Genomic DNA, 19,024 nt, shown 5'->3' on the forward strand with positions numbered 1-19,024 from the left:
TCGGTCTCTCATCAATCAAATTGTTTGTTGTTATGCCAGCCATAAGTCAGGCCGATAGATATGAACCTGTTCCAGCTTCGTGCGTTCGACGCGGTCGCCCGTGAAGGCAGTTTTACCCGTGCCGCGGCACGCCTGTTCATCAGCCAGCCGGCGGTGACCGGGCACATCAAGGCGTTGGAGGAGCACTACCAGATCACCCTGTTGCGGCGCACGGCGCGGCGGGTGGAGCTGACGGAGGAGGGCACCCGTCTGGCCGCCATCACGCGGGCCATGTTCAGCCTGGCCGAAGAAGCGCAGTCGATGCTGGAAGCCAACCGGCAGTTGTTGACTGGGCGCCTGGAAGTGGCTGCCGATGGGCCACACAGGGTCATGCCGATGCTGGCCCAACTACGCGCACGCTTTCCCGGTATCACCGTCAACCTGCGGCTGGGCAATGCCCAGGAAACCCTGGCCGCTCTGCTGTCGGAGCATGCCGATGTGGCCGTGTTGACCGAAGTCGAGCCGCGCAAGGGGCTGTATTTACAGAGCCTTGGCGATTCGCGGATGTGTGCCTTGTTGCCTGTCGGCCATGCCTGGGCGCACGAGGCTGGTGAATTGGCCCTGTCCGAACTGGACAAGCAGATCATGGTGCTGCGTGAGCCCAGTTCGATCACCCGGCGCACCTTCGACCAGGCCTGTGCCGCTGCCCAGGTGCACCCTAGGGTGCTGCTGGAACTGGACAGCCGCGAGGCCGTGACCGAGGCTGTGGCGGCCGAATTGGGTATCGGCATCGTCTCGTCGGTGGAGGTCGCTCATGATCCCAGGGTGGTGGCTCGGCCGATTGCCGGCGACGGGTTGGTGAACCGGCACATGGTCGGTTGCCTGGAGCGTCGCCGTGAACTGCGTTTGATCAAGGCATTCCTGGGGTTGGATGGCCAATGAGCGAGAAAGACACCATATCCATGCAGCTGGTACGTGAGGCCCTGCTGCAGACATGCCCGGCCGGGCAACCCGATGTTGGCCTGCTGCTGCGCGCCGGCATCGACCCGGCACAGCTGGAGTTGGCGCAGGCAAGGGTGTCCGCCGATGCCTATGCCAAGCTCTGGCGCCTGCTGGCGAGGCGTTGCAACGATGAGTTCTTTGCCATGGACCCGCGCGGGCTGCCCATGGGCAGCCTTGCGTTTCTGACCCGCGCTGCGATGGCCCAGCACAGCCTCGGCGCCGGGCTCGAGATTGCCTTGGGCTTTCTGTCGTTGATGCTTCAGGACTTGCAACCCAGCCTGGTGCGCCAACAAAGCCTGGCTGAAATCGTCGTCAACGAACCCCAGGACCAACCTCGCCGGGCATTTACCTATTTCACCTTCTGGATGATCGTGCACGGTGTGGCCTGCTGGTTGGCGGGGCGACGCATCCCGATCCTGGCCATCGACCTGCGTTGTGCCGAGCCGCCGTTCTGCGACGATTACCGGGTGATGTTTTCCGAGAACCTGCAATTCGAACGCCCGCGCACACGCATGATCATCGCGGCGGACTGCCTCGATCTGCCGCTCAAGCGCACGCCCCAGGAGTTGCAGCGTTTTCTTGCCGAGGCACCGGGCAACATCCTGGTCAAGTACCGCGACCCGGCCAGCCTGGCCAGGCGTATTCGCGGTGACCTGCTGAAAATCGACCCGGCCCACTGGCCGGACGCTGACAGTCTTGCCCGTGGTTTATGCCTGTCGAGCGCCACCCTGCGCCGACGCCTGGCGGAAGAAGGGCAGACCTACCAGCGGCTCAAGGACAGTGCACGGCGGGAACTGGCCATTGCCTGGCTGGCCCAGGCGGAGCCTGCGCTGGGCGACATCGCCGAGCGCCTGGGCTTCGCCGACAGCAGTTCGTTCTACAAGGCGTTTCGCAAATGGTTCGGCTGCAACCCTGGGCATTACCGGGCGCTGATCCAGGCTCGCGACGCTGGCGAGTGAGCCTGTCTGCGCGGCCAGAGCCGAAGCGTTTCCAGCTGATGGCGAGGCGGCGCAGGTAGAAGCATGGGCGCCTTTTCTGCCTGGACTGGAGCTCCCATGATGCTGATTTCCCCCGCCGAACCCACACCCACCTTGCAAGCAAAGCTGGCGTCCGCCACCGACGATTTCATCAGAGCCCAGTTGCCTGACTGGCTAAAGCGTGCCTCGCAAGGCCAGATCAAGAAATTGCGCGACAGCTTCAAAACGCATAAGGCAAGCCAGGACAAGCTGCGGTCCGCAACATCAGAGTTGCTGGGGCTGCAAAGTTTTGCCGAAGAAAAATTTCATGAACACCTGAAAGCTAGCCTGCCCGACGGCACGCGTGTGGCGGATTTGCGCTGGGTCACGGTTTCCCCCCACTTTTCCAGTCGTTTGGATCGGCCTGATTTCGCCTACGGCCCCAAGTACACCTACACACCCGGGCTGCTGAAACTGATGCAGGGATTCAGTAAGGGAGCCAGTTTCTACGTGGGCAGTGGCCTGGGGCTTGAAGGCAGCGACGACGTACTGATAGCTGCCAACTCGGCTTTCATCGAGCGGTGCCGGACGTTGGACGTGGGCAAGTTGTATCAGGATGAACTCGATAAGGTGTACGGCGAACAGAACTTGAAGCTGCTCGCTGAAGACAAACGCAGCGGGTTTATTCTGGCCATCGAAATCGCAGCGCTCCAGGGGCAAATCAACGCATCGGAGCAGCTAGCGCTGCGGGAAGTGGCCGAGCATGTTCCCAATACCTACGGCCAGCCAGTCCCACACAGTGTCAACATGCTCGAATTGTTGGGGCACCGGCTTTCCAACGCGCTGCTGGTCGAGTTGCGCGAGTTCGATGGTGTGATTCAAAGTGTGCTGCTGTACCTGCCCAGCGACCCCACTCAGGCTTTGCGCCGTTTCACCTCGTTGTCCGACATGCGCGACAAACTGGTTGCCGAGCTGCGGCAACCAGGCTTTCGACAATGCCTGGGGCAGCAGGTAAGCCTGAAGGATCGCCACACCTTTCTGCAAACGTTGGATTCACGTTTGAAGGACGCTCAGCCGGACTTGCAGATGATGCGTGGGACCATTGTCGGGGATACCTTCCGCGACTTGTCCAGGGTGCAGGTTCAGCAGATCAAGGACGACGCCCGCTTGCTACTGGTGCCCACGCAAGAGGTCAATGACGATGCCACCAGGAAGCGGATAGAAAATTGGACGGCTGTAGGCTTGGGTTTGACCAACTTGGCCGGGCTGTTCAATCCCGTGGTCGGGGCGTTGTTGCTTGGGCAACTGCTGGCGCAAACCTTGTCCGAGGTGTTCGAGGGCGTGCTGGATTGGTCCAAAGGGCATCAGCATGAGGCGTTGGAACACCTGCTTAGTGTTGCTGAAGTCCTGGCATACACGGGCGCCACGGTAGCGGGCGTGAAGGTCGTGCGCAGTGCGTTCGTGGATACGCTGGAGCCCGTTGCTCTGGACGCTCGACGTAAACGTCTTTGGCAAAGCGACCTGAAACCCTATGAAACAACGCCAGACGATGCAATGTTACGCCCTGACGGTCTGTACGGCGCGGGCACCCGCCGCTGGATGCGCGTGCAGACCCGCTACTACGAAGTGCATCGCTCCCCTACGCAAGGCTCTTGGCGCTTGCGCCATCCGCTGCGTGACAACGCCTATGGGCCGGTAGTACTGCACAATGGCCAGCGTAGCTGGCGCTTGTTGCATGATCGGCCGCTGGAGTGGGACGACAGCGCCCGCATGTTGAATTGCCTGTGGCCGCAGGACCCTCCGCTTGATGCGGCACGGGCCAGGCAGATTCTGCACGTGGCCGGCATCGATCAGGACGAACTGCGCGGCGTGCTGGTGGAGAACCGGCCAGCGCCTATTGCGCTCACCGATACCTTGCGCCGCTTCGAGGTGGATGCCCGCATAGAAGCGTTCATCGGCCATCTGAACAGCGGCGAGCTGTTGAGCAGCGAAGAAGATTTGCTTGATTGGTGCAGCGCGCAACCGGATGTAGCCGGCCCCCCAGCCGGGCTGCGCGAACGGTTGATCCAGAAGATGCCTGAGATGCGTTGGCGGCTTTTCGAGAGCTTCGCATTCGCGCCGCGTTCTGGCATTTCGTTGGCCAATGTGGTGTCGCGGGACTTCCCTGGGCTTCCCAAGGGTTACATTCCCGAGGTGTTGCGGGGCATTGGCACGACCGAGCTGGAAATCGCCCGCCAGCAGTCACGCTTGCCGCTGGCCCTGGCAACCAAGGCCCGATCGCTCTTGCGGGTTGCCCGGCTTACCCGGGCGGTGGAGGGCTTCTATCTCGGCAGTGCCAGTTGCGAGGAAACCGATCAGCTGGCGGTGGCGCTGCTGCGCCAGATACCTGAAAGACCTGCCGACTTGAACCTGGAGGTGCGTGAGGCAACACCCACGGGGCGCCTGTTGGCCGAGCTGGCCCCCGAAAGCCCTGCGGCTGGGCGCGTCTGCCTGGTCCGTGTCAGCAGGCACTTCCAGCTGTTCAATGGCCTGGGGCGGCCTTTGCCGATCACAGGGTTGAAGCCTGCGACGATCTTCGATGCGCTCGTGGCGTGCATGTCATCCGCCCAGTTGCAAACGTTGGGAATCGACGGCGATGGGGCCAGCTTGCAACTGCGCCAAAAGTTGAGCGCGCTGCTGCCAGGCTCGCACGATCAATGCGCGAAACTGCTGGGTTGGCAGCCTGAGACCCGCTGGTTCAACCCTGGCCAGCGTCTGGCTGACGGGCGGGTTGGTTACCTGCTCAGCGGGCGCGGCGAAGGTGCGCGGGTGCCAGGCCCCAGGCAGCATCTGTTTGACGGTTTGCGCCAGCTGTTCCCCGGCCTGGATGACAACCAGTTGAATCAGGAACTGGAGCGCTTGTTGAACGGGGAAGACATGCCGTTCGCATCGTTGGCTGCGTTGCAGGACGATCACGAGCAGTTGAACCGTGCATTGAACGGTTGGGTGTCGGCAGAGCTGAACGATGCCAGGCAGGCCAACCGGCAACGATTTGCCGAGCTTGTGCTGCGCGCCTGGCGAGGTCAGGGCGAGCGACTGCCGGACACCGACGGTCAGCCTGGCGGTTTGCGGTTGGTGTTGGGCTTTGGCGAACTGTCTTCCCTGCCGTCGTTGCCAGGGCATGTGCAGTTCAATCACGTGACGGCCCTGGCCATCAACGACAGCTCGCTGACTACTGTGGCCAGCGATTTTTTGCATGGCTTCGTCAACGTGCGCAACCTGAATCTCAATGGCAACCGATTGTTGGGCATTCCGACGGGGATCGGCTACATGCCCGAGTTGCGAACCCTGAGGATGGCGCGCAACCGCATCCGCATGAACAGGGCGGCTGTCGAAGTACTGGCCGGCCTGCCACGTCTTTCACACCTCGACCTGAGCTACAACCCTCTGGGGGTTCTTTACTTACCGTTCGCTCGACTACAGCAATTGGTTCAGTTGAACGTGCGCCATTGCCGCCTGAGTGTCTGGCCGGCAAACATCGAACTGTGCCCCCACTTGCAGATGGCTGACTTGCGCGACAACCAGCTGACCATGGTCGCGCCCGAAACATTACAGATGCCGCAAAGCTTTCGCCAGGCGTTTCTGGTGGATCGGAACCCGTTAAGCAATGTTCAGGTGTTCAGCCTGTATTCCCTGGACGCGATACCAGAGGAGTCTTCCCCTGAACTGCCGCTGGAGGAAATTCGCAGTGTGTGGATCGGCGCTGCAGACGAGTCGTCCAGGTTCGGCCGTAGTCTGATCTGGGAAGCCGTGGCGGCGGCCGACAACAGCGGACCTTTCTTGCAGTTGTTGGGCCGATTGCAAGAGGTTGCCGACTTCGCGCGGGCGCGTTGGTACCTGGCTGAGCAGGTCTGGGCGTTACTGCAAGCGTTGCAGGAAGATGCAGTGCTGCGCAGCGTGGTATTCGGCTTGGTCGACAGGTTGCCAGCGGCGCAGAATCGCATCGCCGATACGTTCAGTCAGCTGCTATTGCGCATGCTGGAAGCCCGGTTCGAGCGGGCGGCCCTGCGGGGAGAACAGCGGGCGGCGCTCATGGCCTTCGGGCTGGGCCGTTATCGCCTGGATTACATCGATGAGGTGGCGCGCCGGGCGACGGCTCGGGTGAACCAGGCGCGGGCCCTGGCTCGGGAGGCCGGCGAGAGTATGGCGGTTCTGGATGACGTCGATGGCAGGGACATCAACCTCTTGTATCGCATCAGGCTCAGGGAAGCATTGAGGTTGCCTGGCCAGCCTCAAGCCATGTTTGGCGCCTCCCAGCTGGGTGTCAGTGAGCAGTCGATAGTCGAGGACAGGCTGCAAATCGAACGTCAGGAGGGCATTGATGCACTCGCCGATGACCTCAGTCAGCGCAACTTCTGGCAGTACTACCTGAGGGTTCATTACGCAGATGACTTCCAGGTGCTGGACACGGCTCATCGCAACCGGGTTGCCAGGTACCACGCAGACAATCCGCAGGCAACGTCGGTACAGCGCGCACGAGCACTGGATGACCTTCAGATCGAGCATGACGCGGCGTTGCACCGTCACAGGGTTGTGCTGACCCGCCAGGAGTTGAGAACCGACTCGTCTCGACAAGGTTGACCTGTGTCGTGCCCCTCATCGGAATTGGCCGATGGGGGGCTTTCCCGGTTCAGCAGGAATTCTGGTGCATGCAGTGTAAGCGGCTCCTCCACCGCTATGACAACGACCATGATCGAACCGACAAGAGATACCCTGCGCGAGCAAGCCACCGACGCATTCATTGCACAGACGCTGCCTGGCTGGCTTGCAGGCATCGCCCATCCCCGACTGATTGCTCTGCGCGATTGCTTCGAGCGCTACATGCAGACCCAGCTACGGGTGCAGACGGCGTTTTCCGGGCTAACATCGCTCTCCACCTTTGCCAGGACAAGTCTGCAAAAGGAGCTTGATACTTCCATGTCACTGACCCTCGCCCTGGACCAGGCTCAGTGGCGAGAAGAGCGTCGCAAGCTGCTCACAGATGCGTCGGGCGTGAAAACGTACGAGTCCTATTTCGTGCGCGTGCCCGCGCTGCAGAAACTGATGCAGAACTTCAAGCATAACGAACCCTTCTTCGAGCAGACCGCTCTGGTGTACCCGAGCGATGTTGCGACAGGCCGGGCGGAGCAGGTGCTGACTACTGACACTGCCAGCGTGGTCAAACTCTGCCGGGAGGCGGATGTTGGCAAGAAGTATCAAGAAGATCTCGACAGCGTGATCGACGCTGAATGCCAGAAAGCTTTGGCCGATGACAAGCTTGCGCAATTCAGTCTGGCCGTTGAGCTCGCCGCACTGAAAAAGCATTTGCCTGCCGATGAAGTGGCCATGTTACGGCGTTTTGTCGATAAAGAACCGCTGACCCACCCGCATATGCATCGGGTGCAGGTGGGGGCACTGCAAGTATTTGGCTGTCGTGTCGAGGGAGCCCTGGCGTTTGGATTGCAGCAGCTGCGCCCATCGTTCAGGGATCCTTCACCCTTCGTCGCGAAAAAAGTGATCCTTTACTTGCCTGGCGACCCCAAGCAACCGCTGCGGTCGCTGGACGGTTGGCAAGCAGCCAGTTGGGCATTGGGTGCGCTGTTGCGCGACCCCGCTTATGCAGAAGACTTCGTCCAGCGTATCGCGATATCGGAGCGCGCAGGCTTCATTACCAAATTGCGCCTGCGACTGCGTGATGAAAACACCGATGCAACTTGCGCCTGCGAGGAAATGGAAGAATCGGCTTTCCAGACGCTGGCAGCCCAGCAGTCGCAGCGGATTCGCGACAACGCGCGTTTTCTTGCGGTGCCCACCGAGCAGGTCGATAAGCGGGCCAGTTCAGAGCGTCTGGAGATGCTGGAGAGCGTGGGAATGGGGCTGGTTGGCCTTGCCGGCTTGTTCGTGCCGGTGATCGGTACGCTGCTGGTGACCCAATGGGTGGGCGAGACGCTTTCCGAGGTGTTTGAGGGGGTCCATGACTGGAAACAGGGCCACCAGCACGAAGCCATCGAGCACCTGTTGGGAGTCGTCGAGACGGTGGCGGTGAGCGCCGCATTGGCGGCCGGTACCACACTGGTTGCCCGAGGCTTCACTCGTAGCACGCACGTCGACCAACTGGTGCCCGTGCTCAATGATGCGGGGGAACAGCGGCTATGGTCCGGTGATATCAGCCACTACGAAGATAAATCTCCACCCAGTGATCTTCTGGAGCAGGACAACGGCCTGCTGGCCAATGGCGACGGCCATTGGTGGCGTAACGGTGACAAGTACTATCAGGTCAGGCCGACGCAGGGGCGCAGTGTTTGGCAGTTGCGTCATCCCGAGCGTCAGGCGAGTTATGGGCCGACGCTCGAGTTCAACGGCGAGCGTAGCTGGCGGCTATCATCCGAGCGGCCGCTTGAATGGGAGGGCGAGGGCCTGTTGCTGAAGCGTCTGTGGCCGCAGGCGGCCGGCTTGAGCACCGAGCGCATCAGCCAGATCCTCAAAGTCGCCGATGTCGACCAGGCGCACCTGCGCGGTTTGTTGGTGGAAGGGCGTGCGCTTCCGGTCGAGCTTCGTGACACTCTGGAGCGTTTTGCCGTGGATGCTCGTGTCGATGCCTTCTTCGAGCAGTTGATTCAGGGGCAGGACTACGATGCGCAGTTCTTCCAGTGGTGCGGCGACAGTTTGAAACTCGATGCGATGTCACTGGAAGAGCAGCGCCTGGCGTTCATCGATGATGCAGCATCGTTGCGCGAGCAGTTGTTCGAGCACTTTTCGCAGCAGTACCTGACGACGGACCCTTTGCGGGCCTTGCTTTCGAGGGATTTCAGCGGGCTGCCCGATGCCTACGCGCTCGACGTGCTCAATCAGGCAACCGAAACCCAGCGGCAATGGATGCTGAGCCAAGACCGTATTCCTCTGGCGGTTGCTGAACGGGCGCGCGAGCAACTGCAGCTGGCGAAGGTGACCCGCGCGCGCGAGGGCTTTTACCTCAAGGGCAGCTATCAGCCAGAGTCGGTATCACTGGTGTTCGCGTTGTTGCGAAAACATGCCAGTTTGTCGGGAGCGGCTGACATCGAGCTGCGCGAAGGCTCGGATATCGGCCGTTCATTGGCACGCTTGAATCCGCAGAGCGATCCACAGCGCATTACCACCGTTCTGGTGAAGCAGCCCGGCGGCTTCAAGTGTTATGACTTGGAAGGGCATGAGCTGGATGTCGAACTGGCCGACCCTGTGAATATCGCCGAAGTGCTTGCCAGGTACCTCGGCAAACGTGACCTGGCGCGTCTGACCTGGGATGGCGCCCAGGCCAGCGAGCAGATTGCCTACACGCTCAGAGCCTGGTTGCCCGCAGGCCGCAAAGCGTTTGCCGAGTTGATGGGGGTGCGCGAGATAAAACCGCCCAGGAACCCACTGCGGCGGTTGCCTGATGGGCGCTTCGGTTACCTGCTGAACGGACGGGAAGAGCAGCAGCATCCGTCCCGCCGACTGCTTCTTGAAGCCGTGAGCGCGCTTTATCCGGCACATCCTTCGCAATTGCTGGAGACGTATGTGTCGATTCTGCTGCAGTCTCCACGGACGGCCTACGCCATCATGATCGGGCAGTACCAGCAATATCTTGCACTTGATCGAAGCATGGACAACTGGGTGAGGGCTGCACCAGCGGGGAACTTGCGTGGAGCACGCCGCTTCGTTGCCGAAGAATTCCGGCGCAGTTGGCGCTTGGATGGACCGAGTTCCGCCCCGTCGAGTGACTATCAGTCGACCACGCGGCTGACGTTGGTCGGACTGGAGGTCGGGAGTCTGCCCATGTTGCCCGCCGATACGGACTTTCGGCACATCACTGACTTGGTTCTGGTCGGACTGCAACTGGCCACCGTGCCACAGAGTTTCCTGCGTTGCTTCCCTCGCTTGCGCTGGTTGAATCTGAGCGACAATGCCTTGGTCGATCTGCCTGTCGAAGTGGGTGAGCTGAGCCAGCTCAGAACCCTGCGCCTGGCACGTAACCGGATCCGAATGACCGAGGAGGCCGCTCAAACCATCAGCCGCCTTACCCAGTTGGAGATACTCGACTTGAGTGCCAACCGGTTGGGGCCCGTCAGTCTGCGCCTTGAAGATTTGTCTCGCTTGCGCGACCTGAACCTGCGGCAGGTTAACCTGCAGAGCATACCCGCAGGCTTGGAGCAATGCGCGCAGTTGCAAGTGGCGGACCTGCGTGACAACCAGATCGCTCAACTGCCCAACAGCTTGCTGCAGGCTTCGTTGCAGGTCCGTCGCGCGGTGATGCTGGACAATAACGCGTTGCCCGTCGCCGAGCGTGAACGCCTGCATGCAGCCAACCCCTTGACGGGTCAGGCCTCTGCGGCGGACCAAGCGTTCGGGCGTGCACGGGCGGACTGGCTCGAGCAGGCGCAGGCGCCAGCAAGGGAAGGTCACGGGCGGCGATGGGACGCGTTGTTGGCGGTGCCGGACAGTGCCGAGTTCTTCCGTTTGCTGGTCGAGCTGACCCGTACCAGCGACTTCCAGCGCGTTCCGCAAGACTTGTCGCGCAGGGTGTGGGCTGTGATCGAGGCCGCCAGCGAAAATGCCACCCTGCGTGGCGAGTTGTTCCAGCTGGCCGCATCCCGTGGTTGCGTGGATCTGGTGATTTCCTGCTTCAGCACGCTGGAGGTTCGCGTATTGCTGGCTAAGGCCATGAGCGCCGCCGGCAACGAGGGCGAGGAAGGCGCGCTGTTGGAGCTGGCCAGGGGGCTGTTCCGGTTGGATCGGGTCGAGGCCATTGCGCGCGAGGACGTCGAACGGCGCGTAATGTTCGAGCAGGACAGGCTGCGCAGCCATGGCTATTCGGACGAAGAGGCCCATGTGCGTGCACTTGAGCGAATAGATGCAGTCGAAGTCAGCCTGGCGTATCGCGTCGGCCTGGCGGGGAAGCTGAACCTCCCAGGCCAGCCCAGGACCATGCAATTCGAGCATCTGGCCGGGGTGAACCCGATGTTGCTCAGCAATGCCGCAGCTTCGGTGAGATGGGCCGCAGGCACCGATGCCCTGCCAAGCTACATCAGCCAGCGGGATTTCTGGATCGCCTACCTGGAGCGCCACCACGACGCTGAGTTCAAGCAGGTAAAGCAGCCATTCTGGGACCAGCTGGAGGAAGAGGGCACGGACGACCTGGCGCGCGTTGAGCAAATCCAGGAAGCCTTTGACAAGGCAGTCCGGGAGCTGGTCCTGCGGCTGACCCGCCAGGCACTGGACAGGCATCCTGCGGCCGGGTGAAGGGCCTGCGCAACGGCCAAACCGCTCATCCCGATTGAGCGGTTTGGCCATTGCCGAGCGGCGCTGGCAGCGACAACATCGTCAGACAGGTGGTGCACTCCAACAATAAGAAACCAGGAGTCTGACGATGCGCGATTACGCCGAGGCCGTCCGTTCGTTCAACTACGATGAGGTTGCCAGCGCAGCCTTGCACGGCAACCTCGAAGCCCTCAATGCCTGTGTCGAGTGCTGCGACCGACATGCCGGCAGCGGCAAGCTCGCCCTGATCTGGGAGGGCCGCGACGGCGAAGGCCAACGTTACAGCTTCGACCAGCTCCAACAGCAGGCCGCACGCTTTGCCAATGTGCTCAAAGCCCAGGGCGTAGAGGCTGGCGACCGGGTCGCCGGTTTGATGCCGCGTACCCCGGAGCTGCTGGTGACCATCCTCGCCACCTGGCGCCTGGGGGCGGTGTATCAGCCGCTGTTCACTGCCTTTGGTCCCAAGGCCATCGAGCACCGCCTGGAACAGTCCCATGCCCGTGTCGTGGTGACCGATAGCGTTAACCGCGCCAAGTTGGACGACGTGAACGATTGCCCAACGATCATCACCGTGAAGGCCAGGGCAGGCGAGCTGGACTTCCACCGGTTGCTCGAAGACGCCGCTGACCAGTGCGAGCCCGTCATGCGCAGCGGCGATGCCCCGTTCCTGCTGATGTTCACCTCGGGCACCACTGGCCCGGCCAAACCCCTTGAAGTGCCGCTGCGCGCCATCGTCGCCTTCCAGGGCTACATGCGTGACGCCATCGACCTGCAACCGCAAGACAACTTCTGGAACCTGGCCGACCCGGGCTGGGCCTATGGTCTTTACTACGCCGTCACCGGCCCGCTGTCACTGGGCCACGCCACCACCTTCTACGACGGCCCATTCAGCGTCGAAAGCTGCGCGCGCGTGATCAACAAACTGGGTGTCACCAACCTGGCCGGTTCGCCGACGGCCTACCGTTTGCTGATTGCCGCAGGCAGTGAATTTTCCACACCGATCAAAGGCCAGTTGCGGGTAGTCAGCAGCGCGGGCGAGCCCCTGAACCCCGAGGTGATCCGTTGGTTCGCCGACGAGCTGGGCGTGACCATCCACGACCATTACGGCCAGACCGAGCTGGGCATGGTGCTGTGCAACCACCATGGCCTGACGCACCCGGTGCACCTGGGGTCCGCCGGCTTTTCCATCCCCGGCCACCGCATCGTCGTGGTGGATGAGCAGGGTATGGAGTTGCCGGCCGGTCAACCGGGCATCCTCGCCGTGGACCGCGAGCAGTCGCCGCTGTGCTGGTTCGGCGGATATCACGGTTTGCCAACCAAGTCGTTCGTCGGCAAGTACTACCTCAGCGGCGACACCGTTGAGCTCAACACCGATGGCAGCATCAGTTTCGTTGGCCGCAGCGACGACGTGATCACCACCTCCGGTTACCGCGTCGGCCCGTTCGATGTGGAAAGCGCGTTGATCGAGCATCCAGCCGTGATCGAGGCCGCGGTGATCGGCAAGCCAGACCCGGAGCGTACCGAACTGATCAAGGCGTTCGTGGTGCTGGCGGCCGGCTTCACCGCCAGCCCTGAGCTTGAGGAAACCCTGCGTCAGCACGTACGCCAACGTCTCTACGCCCACGCCTATCCTAGAGAAATCGAATTCGTCAGCGAGCTGCCGAAAACCCCGAGCGGCAAGCTGCAACGCTTCATCCTGCGCAATCAGGAAATCGCCAAACAACAAGCGCAGCTGGCCACCCGCGCCAGCGCCTGAAAGGAAAGACACCATGCAAATTACCCATAAGCACTTCATTGTCAGCGGCGGCGCCTCAGGGCTCGGAGCCGCTACCGCGCAAATGCTGGTCGAAGCAGGCGCCAAGGTGATGCTGGTCGACCTCAATGCCGCTGCGGTCGAAGCCAAGGCCCGCGAGCTGGGCGACAACGCCCGTTTCGCGGTCGCCGACATCAGTGACGAACAGGCCGCAAAGGCGGCGGTGGATGCGGCGGTTGCGGCCTTTGGCAGCCTGCACGGCCTGGTCAACTGCGCCGGTATCGTCGGTGCCGAGAAAGTGCTGGGCAAACAGGGGCCACACGGCCTGGCCAGCTTCGCCAAGGTGATCAACGTCAACCTGATCGGCAGCTTCAACCTGCTGCGGCTGGCTGCTGCGGCCATGGCCGAGGGGCAGGCGGACGAGGGCGGCGAGCGTGGCGTGATCATCAATACTGCGTCCATCGCGGCCTACGACGGGCAGATCGGCCAAGCCGCCTACGCCGCCTCCAAGGGCGCCATCGCCAGCCTGACCCTGCCGGTGGCGCGTGAGCTGGCGCGTTTCGGCATCCGCGTGATGACCATCGCCCCAGGCATCTTCGAAACACCGATGATGGCCGGCATGACCCAGGAAGTGCGTGATTCGCTGTCCGCCGGTGTGCCGTTCCCGCCGCGCCTGGGGCGCCCGCAGGAATATGCCGCGCTGGCCCGTCACATCATCGAGAACAGCATGCTCAACGGCGAGGTGATTCGCCTCGACGGCGCGCTGCGCATGGCTGCCAAGTAAGGAGAACCGGACATGACCCTTGCCAACGACCCGATTGTCATCGTCAGCGCTGTACGTACGCCCATGGGCGGGTTGCAGGGCGACCTCAAGAGCCTGACCGCGCCGCAACTGGGCAGCGCGGCCATCCGTGGCGCCGTCGAGCGCGCCGGGCTCGACGCCGCCAGTGTCGAACAGGTGCTGTTCGGTTGCGTACTGCCAGCCGGCCAGGGCCAGGCACCCGCGCGCCAGGCCGCGTTGGGCGCCGGCCTGGACAAGCACACTACCTGCACCACCCTGAACAAGATGTGTGGTTCGGGCATGCAGGCAGCCATCATGGCCCACGACCTGCTGCTGGCCGGTAGCGCCGATGTGGTGGTGGCCGGTGGCATGGAGAGCATGACCAACGCGCCGTACCTGCTGGACAAGGCCCGTGGCGGCTACCGCATGGGGCACGGCAAGATCATCGACCACATGTTCATGGACGGCCTGGAGGACGCCTACGACAAGGGGCGTCTGATGGGAACCTTTGCCGAAGATTGCGCCCAGGCCAATGCTTTCAGCCGCGAGGCTCAGGATGCCTTCGCCATCGCGTCCCTGACCCGCGCCCAGGACGCGATCAAAAACGGCCGCTTCGCCGCCGAGATCGTTCCGGTCGAAGTCACCGAGGGCAAGGAAAAACGCATCATCAAGGATGACGAGCAGCCGCCCAAGGCCAAGCTGGACAAGATCCCGCAGCTAAAGCCAGCCTTCCGCGAAGGCGGTAGCGTGACTGCGGCCAACTCCAGTTCGATTTCCGACGGTGCTGCGGCACTGGTGCTGATGCGTCGCAGCGAAGCCCAGAAGCGCGGGCTCAAGCCGCTGGCGGTCATCCATGGCCATTCGGCGTTCGCCGATGCGCCAGCACTGTTCCCGACTGCGCCGATCGGTGCCATCGACAAGTTGATGAAACGCACTGGTTGGAGCCTGGCCGACGTCGACCTGTTCGAGATCAACGAAGCGTTTGCCGTGGTCACGCTGGCGGCCATGAAACACCTCGACTTGCCACACGACAAGGTCAACATCCACGGGGGCGCGTGTGCCCTTGGCCACCCCATCGGTGCCTCTGGCGCGCGGATCCTGGTGACCTTGCTCTCGGCCCTGCGCCAGAACAACCTGCGCCGCGGCGTCGCCGCCATCTGCATCGGCGGTGGCGAAGCCACGGCCATGGCTGTCGAATGCCTGTATTGAGGTGAACCATGCTGGTAACAGACGAGCAACAACAGATCGCCGACGCTGTCCGGGATTTCGCCCAAGAGCGCTTGAAACCATTCGCCGAACAGTGGGACAAGGAACATCGCTACCCACGTGAGGCCATTGCGGAAATGGCTGGGCTGGGCCTGTTCGGCATGCTGGTGCCTGAGCAGTACGGTGGCAGCGATACCGGTTATGTCGCCTATGCCATGGCCCTGGAAGAGATCGCGGCCGGCGACGGAGCCTGCTCGACCATCATGAGCGTGCACAACTCGGTGGGCTGCGTGCCGATCCTCAAGTTTGGCAGCGAGCAGCAGAAACAGCAGTTCCTGACCCCGTTGGCCAGCGGCTCGATGATCGGTGCCTTTGCCCTGACCGAGCCTCAGGCAGGCTCCGATGCCAGTAGCCTGAAGACCCGAGCGCGGCTCGACGGCGACCATTACGTGCTCAATGGCAGCAAGCAGTTCATTACGTCCGGTCAGAACGCCGGGGTGGTGATCGTGTTCGCTGTGACCGACCCGGAGGCGGGCAAGCGTGGCATCACCGCGTTCATCGTGCCCACCGACTCGCCTGGTTATCAGGTCGCACGGGTCGAGGACAAGCTCGGTCAGCATGCCTCCGACACCTGCCAGATCGTGTTCGACAACGTACGAGTACCGGTCGCCAACCGCCTCGGTGAGGAAGGGCAGGGCTACAAGATCGCCCTGGCCAACCTCGAAGGCGGCCGCATCGGCATCGCTTCCCAGTCGGTCGGCATGGCGCGTGCTGCGTTCGAAGTGGCGCGTGACTATGCCAACGAGCGGCAGAGCTTCGGCAAAGCGCTGATCGAGCACCAGGCAGTGGCCTTCCGCTTGGCTGACATGGCCACGCGCATTGCGGTCGCCCGGCAGATGGTGCTGCATGCCGCTGCCCTGCGCGACGCCGGGCGTCCGGCGCTGGTTGAGGCCTCGATGGCGAAGCTTTTTGCCTCGGAAATGGCCGAAAAGGTCTGTTCGGATGCCTTGCAGACGCTCGGTGGATATGGCTATCTGAGCGACTTCCCGCTGGAGCGGATCTATCGCGACGTTCGGGTCTGCCAGATCTACGAGGGCACCAGCGACATTCAGCGCATGGTCATTGCGCGCAATCTTTGAAGGAGCAGTCTGCATGGCATTCGAAACCATCCTGTTGGACATCCACGGCAAGGTCGGCCTGATCACCCTCAACCGGCCCCAGGCACTCAATGCGTTGAACGCGCAGATCGTGGGTGAGATCAACCAGGCACTGGACCAGCTCGAGCGTGACCCGAACATCGGCTGTGTGGTGCTTACCGGTTCGGCCAAGGCCTTCGCCGCCGGTGCCGACATCAAGGAAATGGCCGAGCTGAAATACCCGCAGATCTACGTCGACGATCTGTTCAGCGATGCCGACCGTATCGCCAACCGACGCAAACCCATCATCGCCGCAGTGTCGGGCTTCGCCCTGGGCGGCGGTTGCGAGCTGGCGATGATGTGTGACTTCATCCTGGCCGGCGACAACGCCAAGTTCGGCCAGCCGGAAATCAACCTCGGTGTGCTGCCGGGCATGGGCGGCACCCAGCGCCTGACCCGTGCGGTGGGCAAGGCCAAAGCCATGGAACTGTGCCTGACCGGGCGCCTTATGGGTGCTGAAGAAGCCGAACGTGCAGGCCTGGTGGCCCGCGTGGTGCCGCAGGCCGAATTGCTCGAAGAGGCGCTGAAGGTGGCTGCAACCATCGCCAGCAAGTCGATCCCGGTCAGCATGATGGTCAAGGAAAGCGTCAACCGTGCGTTCGAGGTCACCCTCAGCGAAGGTGTTCGCTTCGAGCGTCGCGTGTTCCACGCCGCATTCTCCACTGAAGACCAGAAGGAAGGCATGGCCGCCTTCATTGCCAAACGCGAAGCGCAGTTCAAGGACCGCTGAGTGTTACCCTGTCGTGGCCTGGGCGCCACGGCAGGGTTTTCGACCCTCTCCCTCAGCCGCCCGTCACCTGCAAAGGGTGCGCGGCGGCCAGGCCTGGATTTGCCGATGGGCGGAATCCAGGCTATTTCGGTCAAATTCCCGTGTGATTGCAGTTGCTCAAGGCGACGTGGCGCCTTAGACTGCCGCCCCCTGTAAAAGAGTGCCGGTTGGCGCTTGAAGAATTCCGCTGCCTGCGCCACGGCGTTGGCGGCACCCGAATCGCCCAAATGCACATTTTTTCATAGAGAAATCGATGACCAAGGAACAGTTGCTGGCCATGTCGGCCGATGACTACATGAACGCTGACCAGCTGGCATTTTTCACTGCCTTGCTGCAGGCGATGAAAGTCGACACCCATGAACGCATCGAGCTGAGCCGCGCCACCATCGAAGGCTTGGACACCCCGTCGGACCCTGCCGATGTGGCCTCGGTCGAGGAAGAGCGTAGCTGGCTGGTCAATGCCATTGACCGCGACCAACGTCTGCTGCCGCAGCTGGAAATGGCCCTGGACCGTATTGCTGACGAAAGCTTCGGCTGGTGCGACGACAGCGGTGAGCCCATCGGCCTTCAGCGCTTGCTGATCAGCCCGACCACCAAGTACTGCATCGAAGCTCAAGAGCGTCACGAGCAACTCGACCGCCACCAGCGCCAGATCTGATCGGCGCGTTTGGCCAAGCCCCACGGAGTGATCCCTGGGGCTTTTTGCGTTGCAGTCGGGCATGACAGATTTGTTGCTGTTGGTGCAATACAGCTGTACTCAAGTGTGCTTTTTCCGATACCCGAGCAGGCGTATCATGGCTTTATCGTTAGGTTGCTAATTAAATTCCGGAGGGAATGATGAATAGCCGAGTCGATGTAGCCGTGATGATTGGCTCAGGTGTGCCTGCAATGCTGCAGGCGCAGGGACGGCGGGTGTGCTGGGTGGTGCTGGTCAATGGCGAGCGCCGCGGTACGGCCTTTGCCTCGCGGGCCGAAGCGGTCGAGTGTCAGGCAGCCTGGTTGCAGCAACTGGAAAAAGGCCAAGCGGCCTGATCAGAATATTGCGCTCAGTTCCGTAAGAAAAAGCTCTTTTTCTCTCGACGAATTTTGGTGTTTTCGTGCATATTTCTGCCTACGTAATGCACCGATAGAATCCAGCGCCCATTCTGCCGAGGGGCCTTTCGCGATCTGTCGCATCTTTTCTGGCATTTTTGCTGTCAGACTTTACGCTTCCCCAGTGGGAATGTGCCGAAAGCCTGCACTGAGGCCAGATCTGGCAAGTCAGAGTAACGATTCCTGCATGCTGCAGCGTCAGCATGCACAGACATTTTGTGTATTGCGTTATTAATCTTCGTCTATCGACATGAATTGGCCGCGCCTCTTTCAAGGAAGGGGAGTGCGGGATGTAACCGGTTTGAGGATCACTTCATTGGCAGTCAGTACTCTTGATACCCACGCTTTGTTTGCCTTGGGCGACTTGCGCGCAAGGCTCGTCAAACTGTTCCAGGGGCGTTTTGTCTATGTCACCGAACAAAGCCCCGAAGGCCTGTATATGGCTGAAATCGACACTGAAAGCGCTTTGGTCGTCGATGACAAGCAGCGTCTTGAATTGAAAGTGGGTGACCACTTTCGCGCTGCGGTCTTGCCCAGTCGTGAAGGCGGCAAGCTGGAAATGCGCTTTCGTGACATCAAGCTCAATGTTTATGGCGTGGGCGATTACGCGTACGTCTCGGTGCCTGAAGGCGAAGGGATCGTATTCCGCGAAGGCAACGGTGTGATGCTGGTGTTTGCCGCCCAGCAACAAGTTCAGGAAGGGCTGGGCAAGTTGCTCAAAGCAGTCACGGGCAAGGTTGCGAAGTGGCGCAAGGGTGAATTGACCACCTTCAAGGCCAGCGAATGAGTGACAGCGCCGGCACGCCCGACAGCCGCGCCGAGTTTCACCGGCGCCATCAGGCGCAGGCCGCTACCGAGGCAAAGCAGCTTCTGGCCCAGCGAGAGCGGATGCAGGGTGCCTGGATGAACTGGGTAGCGGGCCAGCTTTATCAGCTCAGCCCTCCACCCTATGCCGCCATGGTGCGGCGTGAATTGCAGCGGTTGACCCAGGGGTGAGGC

The 19,024-nt window shown here is 61.8% G+C and carries 13 protein-coding genes; all 13 read left to right on the forward strand.

Annotated features, from left to right (window positions below; translation table 11 throughout):
- Positions 1–60: 60 nt before the first annotated feature.
- Complete coding sequence (locus PspTeo4_RS02895) at positions 61–921, forward strand: LysR substrate-binding domain-containing protein (RefSeq protein ID WP_322362212.1); 861 nt, start codon at positions 61–63, stop codon at positions 919–921.
- The gene (locus PspTeo4_RS02900) at positions 918–1,940 is read left to right on the forward strand and encodes an AraC family transcriptional regulator (RefSeq protein ID WP_322362214.1); all 1,023 of its coding nucleotides are present in this window, start codon (positions 918–920) and stop codon (positions 1,938–1,940) included. Before PspTeo4_RS02895 ends, PspTeo4_RS02900 begins: the two co-directional genes overlap by 4 nt.
- Before the next feature lie 96 nt (positions 1,941–2,036).
- Positions 2,037–6,557 (forward strand): NEL-type E3 ubiquitin ligase domain-containing protein, encoded by a 4,521-nt coding sequence (locus PspTeo4_RS02905; RefSeq protein ID WP_322362215.1) that lies wholly within the window; start codon positions 2,037–2,039, stop codon positions 6,555–6,557.
- Positions 6,558–6,665: 108 nt separating this feature from the next.
- Positions 6,666–11,210 (forward strand): NEL-type E3 ubiquitin ligase domain-containing protein, encoded by a 4,545-nt coding sequence (locus tag PspTeo4_RS02910; protein ID WP_322362216.1) that lies wholly within the window; start codon positions 6,666–6,668, stop codon positions 11,208–11,210.
- Positions 11,211–11,337: 127 nt separating this feature from the next.
- A complete protein-coding gene (locus PspTeo4_RS02915) occupies positions 11,338–12,984 on the forward strand; it encodes an AMP-binding protein (RefSeq protein WP_322362217.1) in 1,647 nt (548 codons plus the stop codon).
- 13 nt (positions 12,985–12,997) lie between these two features.
- Complete coding sequence (locus PspTeo4_RS02920; protein ID WP_322362218.1) at positions 12,998–13,765, forward strand: SDR family NAD(P)-dependent oxidoreductase; 768 nt, start codon at positions 12,998–13,000, stop codon at positions 13,763–13,765.
- 12 nt (positions 13,766–13,777) lie between these two features.
- Complete coding sequence (locus PspTeo4_RS02925) at positions 13,778–14,971, forward strand: acetyl-CoA C-acyltransferase (RefSeq protein WP_322362220.1); 1,194 nt, start codon at positions 13,778–13,780, stop codon at positions 14,969–14,971.
- Between the two features lie 8 nt (positions 14,972–14,979).
- Positions 14,980–16,107: an acyl-CoA dehydrogenase gene (locus PspTeo4_RS02930; protein WP_322362221.1), complete on the forward strand. Its 1,128-nt coding sequence runs from the start codon at positions 14,980–14,982 to the stop codon at positions 16,105–16,107.
- Positions 16,108–16,120: 13 nt separating this feature from the next.
- Positions 16,121–16,894, forward strand: a complete 774-nt coding sequence (locus PspTeo4_RS02935; protein WP_322362222.1) for an enoyl-CoA hydratase — start codon at positions 16,121–16,123, stop codon at positions 16,892–16,894.
- 292 nt (positions 16,895–17,186) lie between these two features.
- On the forward strand, positions 17,187–17,591 hold the full coding sequence (locus PspTeo4_RS02940) for a TraR/DksA family transcriptional regulator (RefSeq protein WP_322362223.1): 405 nt from the start codon (positions 17,187–17,189) through the stop codon (positions 17,589–17,591).
- Between the two features lie 179 nt (positions 17,592–17,770).
- Complete coding sequence (locus PspTeo4_RS02945) at positions 17,771–17,965, forward strand: hypothetical protein (protein ID WP_322362224.1); 195 nt, start codon at positions 17,771–17,773, stop codon at positions 17,963–17,965.
- A 376-nt stretch (positions 17,966–18,341) separates the two neighbouring features.
- Complete coding sequence (locus PspTeo4_RS02950) at positions 18,342–18,812, forward strand: hypothetical protein (RefSeq protein ID WP_322364790.1); 471 nt, start codon at positions 18,342–18,344, stop codon at positions 18,810–18,812.
- On the forward strand, positions 18,809–19,021 hold the full coding sequence (locus PspTeo4_RS02955; RefSeq protein WP_322362225.1) for a hypothetical protein: 213 nt from the start codon (positions 18,809–18,811) through the stop codon (positions 19,019–19,021). Before PspTeo4_RS02950 ends, PspTeo4_RS02955 begins: the two co-directional genes overlap by 4 nt.
- Positions 19,022–19,024: the final 3 nt, after the last annotated feature.

The organism is Pseudomonas sp. Teo4 (assembly GCF_034387475.1).
GTDB lineage: Bacteria > Pseudomonadota > Gammaproteobacteria > Pseudomonadales > Pseudomonadaceae > Aquipseudomonas.